The 6,163-nt window shown below is 40.8% G+C and carries 6 protein-coding genes; 3 read left to right on the top strand and 3 right to left on the bottom strand.

The genetic code is table 11. The features are described from left to right. Positions 1–114: 114 nt before the first annotated feature. Both CWB65_RS19215 and dnaQ read right to left on the bottom strand, forming a co-directional pair. Positions 115–1,485, bottom strand: coding sequence for a TIGR03503 family protein (locus CWB65_RS19215; protein ID WP_138741264.1), 1,371 nt, complete (start codon positions 1,483–1,485; stop codon positions 115–117). Positions 1,486–1,494: 9 nt separating this feature from the next. Beyond that, the gene (gene dnaQ / locus CWB65_RS19210; protein ID WP_006794050.1) at positions 1,495–2,208 is read right to left on the bottom strand and encodes a DNA polymerase III subunit epsilon; all 714 of its coding nucleotides are present in this window, start codon (positions 2,206–2,208) and stop codon (positions 1,495–1,497) included. A 68-nt stretch (positions 2,209–2,276) separates the two neighbouring features. Here dnaQ and rnhA point away from each other — a divergent pair, with 68 nt between their 5' ends. Next, complete coding sequence (gene rnhA / locus CWB65_RS19205) at positions 2,277–2,741, top strand: ribonuclease HI (RefSeq protein ID WP_006794051.1); 465 nt, start codon at positions 2,277–2,279, stop codon at positions 2,739–2,741. Positions 2,742–2,752: 11 nt separating this feature from the next. Here the strand turns inward: rnhA and CWB65_RS19200 are convergent, their stop codons facing one another. Further along, a complete protein-coding gene (locus tag CWB65_RS19200; RefSeq protein ID WP_006794052.1) occupies positions 2,753–3,529 on the bottom strand; it encodes a class I SAM-dependent methyltransferase in 777 nt (258 codons plus the stop codon). Between the two features lie 53 nt (positions 3,530–3,582). On the opposite strand from CWB65_RS19200, the gene gloB reads away from it, so the two are divergent. Further along, positions 3,583–4,356 carry a hydroxyacylglutathione hydrolase gene (gene gloB, locus CWB65_RS19195; protein WP_138741263.1) on the top strand — a complete coding sequence of 258 codons (774 nt, stop codon included), beginning with the start codon at positions 3,583–3,585 and terminating at the stop codon, positions 4,354–4,356. Between the two features lie 141 nt (positions 4,357–4,497). Beyond that, entirely contained in the window at positions 4,498–6,081 is a 1,584-nt protein-coding gene (locus tag CWB65_RS19190) for a lytic transglycosylase (RefSeq protein WP_138741262.1), read from the top strand. Positions 6,082–6,163 lie beyond the last annotated feature (82 nt).

Genomic DNA, 6,163 nt, shown 5'->3' with positions numbered 1-6,163 from the left:
AACTGAACTACCACTCCGCATTTTCGTTGCTGTTTAGGTCTCCCTGACAGCGGCGTGAATAATACGAACCAGCCCCTATTTCGTCAAGGGCTTTTTTGTTTTTTTACAGGTTTTTTAGTCATCTGACATCGAAAGGTTTAAAATTTCACCTGATTTGTCATTTTTTGAACCATTTTTGTCTACTTGATTTTTTTCTGTGTCGTCCGCATCTTGATTCGCGTGTTTCTTTTTATTTAAAAAAGGTAACGATAGTTTAATTTTAATCGGTTTTTTTTGCACAAATATTCGAATAGCTAACCAGCCAAGCAGTATAATTAAAATATTACCGCCGATTATTAAGCCCACAATGGTGGATGTGGCCATTTTTTCTTCTTCCGGCTCAATGGGGGTGGCTTGCTCGGCTTCAACTATTGTTGCAGGGTCAACTTCTGGTACTGCTTCTATTGGCCGGGCTATTTCAAATTTATAGGTTGGTAAAGTGGCCATAAATTCACGGCCGTTGTTATTAGTACCAAATACAGACAGTTCGACACTGTAGCGCCCCCAGTCATAGTTTTTAATTATTAATTCTCTTGTCTCACCTGGCGCAGCGTTTATAGTAAACATTTGCTCTTCGTTGTTAGGGTAATAAATCTTACCCTGAAAAATAACGGTTTCTGGTTTAACTATTTTGTTGTCTGTTGTGATCGTTAATTTATGTTCATCAATATTTTCATCTGCAAGCGCGATATTAAAGCCAAAGGGGGGTTCGTGAACAATAATGGTGTCTTGCACGATTCTGCGTTGCAGTAAAGGAGTAGAAATGTAAAGTTCTGGGGTCCACTCACCTTCAGGGAACACAAGTTTAAACTCACCGGTAAATACACCGTCTTTTGGACGTTCATCAAATCCACGCCCGTCGTCTTTAAATTCGGCGACTTCTTGTGTACCTGCGCCAAAGTTTGCAAAGCTATCGTTATTCGTACTTACAAAGTCAACATTAAGACTAACCACATCTCTAAATAGATTAGCGTTAATCGGTTCACCATCATTTAAAATTTGGCCAGTTACTTTTATCGTTTCGCCTCTAAAAAGCATGGGAGGTAATGGCTCTGCCTGTAGTGATATTTCACCCAATACAACAATTCTGCTATCTGGTAAAATACTCCCTATAACTTGCCAAGGACCTGGCATTGGTTTTTTTATGGTGACAAGGTCATAGCTAAGTTCGTCAAACCATTCAATATTAGTATCCCTAACGGCGTTGGTGGCAAAATACTTACTACCATCAGGCCTAACTAAAATAACGGCAGGTGTCCCTGGTTTTCTGAAAAAGAGTAATGTGATTTCGTCTATTTGGCTGTCAATTCGAAAGCGGTTGTCGAGTAAGGGGATTTCATTTTGTAGGCCATCCCGTTTTAAAACTTCAACTTGCTCTGCGCTATATGCGTTACCTGATAACAAACTGAGTGCACATAACACGGTTACAAAATACATTATTCTCATTATAAGGCCTTATTCAGCGCGCCATAGGCATTGGCCGCCTTCTTTATTTACAAGATCCAATCTGGCTTCGTGTGCGCTTTGCTCTTCATCTGTAGCGCGTAATACTACCAATGGCGCTCTTTCACTGTTTAAACGTCTTATGCCGCCTTGCTGTTGCTCACTACCATCATCTTTATTTTGATTTAAGTTTAACTTTGTTTGTCCGCCTGTCATGGCAAGATAAACATCAGCTAAAATTTCAGAATCCAGTAACGCCCCGTGCAAGGTACGTTTAGCGTTATCTATGTCGTAACGTCGGCATAACGCATCAAGGTTATTCTTTTGTCCTGGATGCAAGTCACGCGCCATTTTAAGCGTGTCGAGAACTTGACAGTAATCATGCGTATTTGGAAAACCTTGATTAAGCAATGCAAATTCATTATCCATGTGGCCCACATCGAACGGGGCATTATGAATTACAAGTTCAGCACCTTTTATATAATCAAAAAACTCTTGTGCAATATCGCGGTAAAGCGGTTTGTCGCGTAAAAACTCATTGGTAATACCGTGAACGTCAATCGCTTCTTCTTCTATGCTACGTTGCGGATTAATATAAACATGAAAGTTATTACCCGTTAAACGACGATTTACTAACTCTACACAACCAATCTCTATAATTCTGTGCCCTTGTTTAGGGTCGATGCCGGTTGTTTCTGTATCTAAAACTATTTGTCTGCGTGCCATATCGAATTAAGCCTGACTCTGGTATCTTCCTATAATCACTTTATTGTACATAAGATCAAGGTAAAACAGTGCAAAAAACCGTAGAGATTTACACCGATGGCTCATGTTTAGGTAATCCAGGCCCCGGTGGTTATGGTATTTTTATGATTTATGACGCCCATGAAAAAAAATTAAGCCAAGGCTATAAGCTCACTACAAACAATCGCATGGAAATGCTTGCGGCTATAGTGGCACTTGAATCACTTAACCGTGCTTGTGTTGTAAACCTTACTACCGATAGTCAATACGTAAAACAAGGTATCGAGTCATGGATTTCAAACTGGAAAAAACGCGGCTGGATAACGTCAGCTAAAAAGCCAGTTAAAAATGTGGACTTATGGAAACGCCTAGATGCAGCTTGCAGCAAACACACAGTAAATTGGAAGTGGGTTAAAGGTCATAGCGGCCATAAGTACAACGAAATTGTCGACGATTTAGCTCGTGATGCAGCTGGCAGCACAGATTTACTCGAAGATGTGGGCTACCAGCCTTAATTTACTTGATACTAATGGTTATCACTTTTTTGGTCGCACGTTTTGTAATGCTGCTTTGAAGTTTGCCTAAGCCCCGCCCCTTTTACGGGTACAAATTGTGGCCGTGCGTGCCACTTAGGCTTTATGGGTGTAAGGGGCGCAACGCGTTTTCGAGCCACCAGCATATAAACACTACCCATAGGTTTTAAATACTGCTTGGCAAATGCTCGCCAAAATTCAAACCGTGATAACCTGTTTCCCCTAGCAAGTGATGAGTAAATAAACCGCTCGTCACTTACAATTTCAAAACCCAATAAATTCAGCCAATCCTTTACCCTTGCTGGAGTAAAAAATCGTCCTGTCCACGGTAATTTTTGCCCGCTAAACGGCAACATTTGAGCCAACCCACACAAGCTCAGCGGATTAAACCCAGTAATTAAAACGTAGCCGCCAGGTATGAGTGTTCGATGAGCTTCGCGTAAAATGTGATGTGGGTCAGAGTGGTACTCTAAACAATGGCTCAAAATACACGCGTCAACACTATGCTCGTAAAAAGGTAATTCATCTATATCTGCCACTACCCCTGTATATGGTCCGGGCTCAGCGACACACACCTGGTGCTTGATAGTACTTAAACTTGTATTTAACTCACCGCTTAAATTACCTAACTTGAGCATATGGTAACCAAACATGCGTGGTAGCCAATATTGCATTTTACGTTCAATATCAGCTTGCAAGTAATCCCCGTGAGGGAACTGCTGCCACGACAGTGGTTTGGGTCCTTCTTGAAAACTAAGGGCTGGTTTCATTTTATGAGCTCGTTATACTATGCGTTAAATGTCACTTTATAGAGCAATTTAACATGGTGCAAGTCAAAGCGATTAAAGCCTTTTCAGATAATTACATTTGGTGTTTAACCACTGAAGGCAACGCTGAAGCATGGGTCGTTGATCCTGGTCAGGCTGAGCCTGTGCTAGCTCATCTCGCAGCAGAAAACTTAACACTGGGTGGCATTTTAATTACCCATCATCATTACGATCATACCGATGGCGTTGCGCAGCTAGTAAAAGATGACCTAACAATACAGGTTTATGGGCCTAAAAATAGCCCCTTTAAAGGAGTGACGCATCCACTGGTTGATAGCGATAGTATTGATGTTTTAGGCATCAACTTTAAAGTGCTCACAACTCCAGGGCATACACTTGATCACATTTGTTTTGTGAATGACAACATGGCATTTACTGGTGATACATTATTCAGTGGTGGCTGTGGACGTTTATTTGAAGGTACGAGTGAACAAATGTGGCATTCTCTAAACAAATTAAAAACGCTACCAGCAGGGTGTAAAGTGTTTTGCACCCACGAATATACACAAGCTAATTTAACTTTTGCTAAAGCTGTTGAGCCTCGTAATCCATCGTTACTTGCACACAGTGAGCTGGTAGATGAGTTAAGGAAAGAAGATAAAATTTCACTGCCAACCACTATAAGCCAAGAGCTTAAAATAAACCCGTTTATGCGCAGCGACATTCCAACCATCATAGAGGAAGTACCTAAAGAATTTATCTCGGTTACAAAAAACAATGAACCTTGGCATAACTTTGCTGCTCTGAGAAAGTTCAAAGATAATTTTTAGCGCATATAAGTTTATTATTTTAAATCATTAACTTGAAATACATGAACACTTTCTACTAACTGCTGTAATTGTCATAAAGTGGTAATGTTAGTTTATTAAAGGTAACATTTGCCGAGTTTTTTACCCGATGTATTGGTATTTATGAATAAATCTCCTCTTATACTAACCTTGGCGCTTGCGCTAAGTGGTTGTCAAACATTGACTACCTTAGAATCTGACCCTCAGGTCGCAAATCAAGCTAATAATAAGCTTGAAGGTGCAAGCCCAAATGATATTAACAATGCATTAATGGTAAATGCGCAATATCAACAACTAGATAGCGATGAACAAGATGCGCCGGTATTTGACGATGTATGGGAGCGTATTCGTTACCAATTGTCGATTAATGTTCCTCAAAACCGCCCTGTTGTGACCGAGCGAAATTATTATGCGAAGCATCAACGTTATTTAGACCGTATTTCAAAGCGTGCAGAGCCTTACCTTCACTTTATTGTTGAAGAAGTGGAAAAACGCGAGATGCCAATCGAAATTGCGCTCCTTCCTATTGTAGAAAGCGCTTTTGATCCCTTTGGCTACTCTCACAGAACCGCCTCGGGTATTTGGCAATTTATGCCACAAACGGGTGAGCGCTTTGATTTAAAACAAAACTGGTGGTACGACGGCCGCCGAGATATTGTGCAATCAACCCGTGCAGCGCTAGATTACTTATCTTATCTTCACAAAACACTTGAAGGTGATTGGCTCAATGCCATAGCCGCCTATAACTCCGGTGAAGGGCGCCTGATGCGCGCAATTAAAAAAAATCGTAAAAAACATTTGCCCACCGATTTTTGGTCATTAGATTTACCAAGAGAAACCACGGCTTACGTACCAAAGCTACTGGCACTAGCTGACTTATTAAAACGTTCGGATGAATTTAATGTAAAGTGGAAACCCATTATCAACGCCCAAGTAGTAGAAGTAGTTGATGTAGGCTCACAAATAGACCTAGCACTTGCCGCCGAAATGGCCGACATGACATTAACAGAGCTTTACAGATTAAACCCTGGGTTTAACCGTTGGGCTACAGATCCAAATGGCCCCCACTCTTTGCTATTACCTATTGATAAAGCGCAGCAATTTTCTGAAAAGCTTGCCAATACTGATATTAAAAATAGGCTTCGCTGGCAACGATACGTGGTAAAAAGCGGCGACAGCTTATCTGTAATTGCTAAAAAGTTTACCACTAGCACCAGCGCAATTAGATCTTTGAACAAGCTTGATTCAAATACGATACGCATTGGACAAGAGCTACTAGTCCCGTTAACCGATGGTGCAATAAATAGCGAGCACTTACCAAAGCAAATGCGTATGGCTGCAAATAAAACATCACGCACTAAGCTTTCGCATACCGTAAAAAGTGGCGATACCTTATGGGATATCAGCCGCGAATACGATGTGACTATGGATGAATTGGCAAAGTGGAATAAACTTAAAAAAAGCGCTGTGCTACGCTTAAACCAAAAGCTCACAGTGTATAAATCACAAAATAAAACCACCAGCGTACCAAAAAGCACTAATCGCACGATTACGTACAAAGTACGAAGAGGCGATTCACTTGCGCGTATTGCGTCTAAGTTTAATTTAACGGTAAGCGAAATTATCAAATGGAATAATTTAGCAGGTCAAAAGTACTTGCAACCGGGGCAAAAATTAAAGCTTAAAGTGGATGTAAGAAGTAGTTAATTTCAGCTAACAAAAAAGGAGCGCATGCGCTCCTTTTTTGTTGGTATATAAAAATTAATCTGGGAGCTTTTCAAGCCATGCT

This window comes from Pseudoalteromonas sp. S554, from assembly GCF_005930865.1.
Classification (GTDB): Bacteria; Pseudomonadota; Gammaproteobacteria; order Enterobacterales; family Alteromonadaceae; genus Pseudoalteromonas; species Pseudoalteromonas marina.
This window is presented reverse-complemented; position numbering and strand designations above follow the sequence as displayed.

What these genes read in the sequence shown, in the direction of transcription:
- CWB65_RS19215 (WP_138741264.1), bottom strand. Translation starts at nt 1,485, where the DNA reads ATGAGAATAATGTATTTTGTAACCGTGTTATGTGCACTCAGTTTGTTA.
- gloB (WP_138741263.1), top strand. Translation starts at nt 3,583, where the DNA reads ATGGTGCAAGTCAAAGCGATTAAAGCCTTTTCAGATAATTACATTTGG.
- CWB65_RS19190 (WP_138741262.1), top strand. Translation starts at nt 4,498, where the DNA reads ATGAATAAATCTCCTCTTATACTAACCTTGGCGCTTGCGCTAAGTGGT.
- CWB65_RS19200 (WP_006794052.1), bottom strand. Translation starts at nt 3,529, where the DNA reads ATGAAACCAGCCCTTAGTTTTCAAGAAGGACCCAAACCACTGTCGTGG.
- dnaQ (WP_006794050.1), bottom strand. Translation starts at nt 2,208, where the DNA reads ATGGCACGCAGACAAATAGTTTTAGATACAGAAACAACCGGCATCGAC.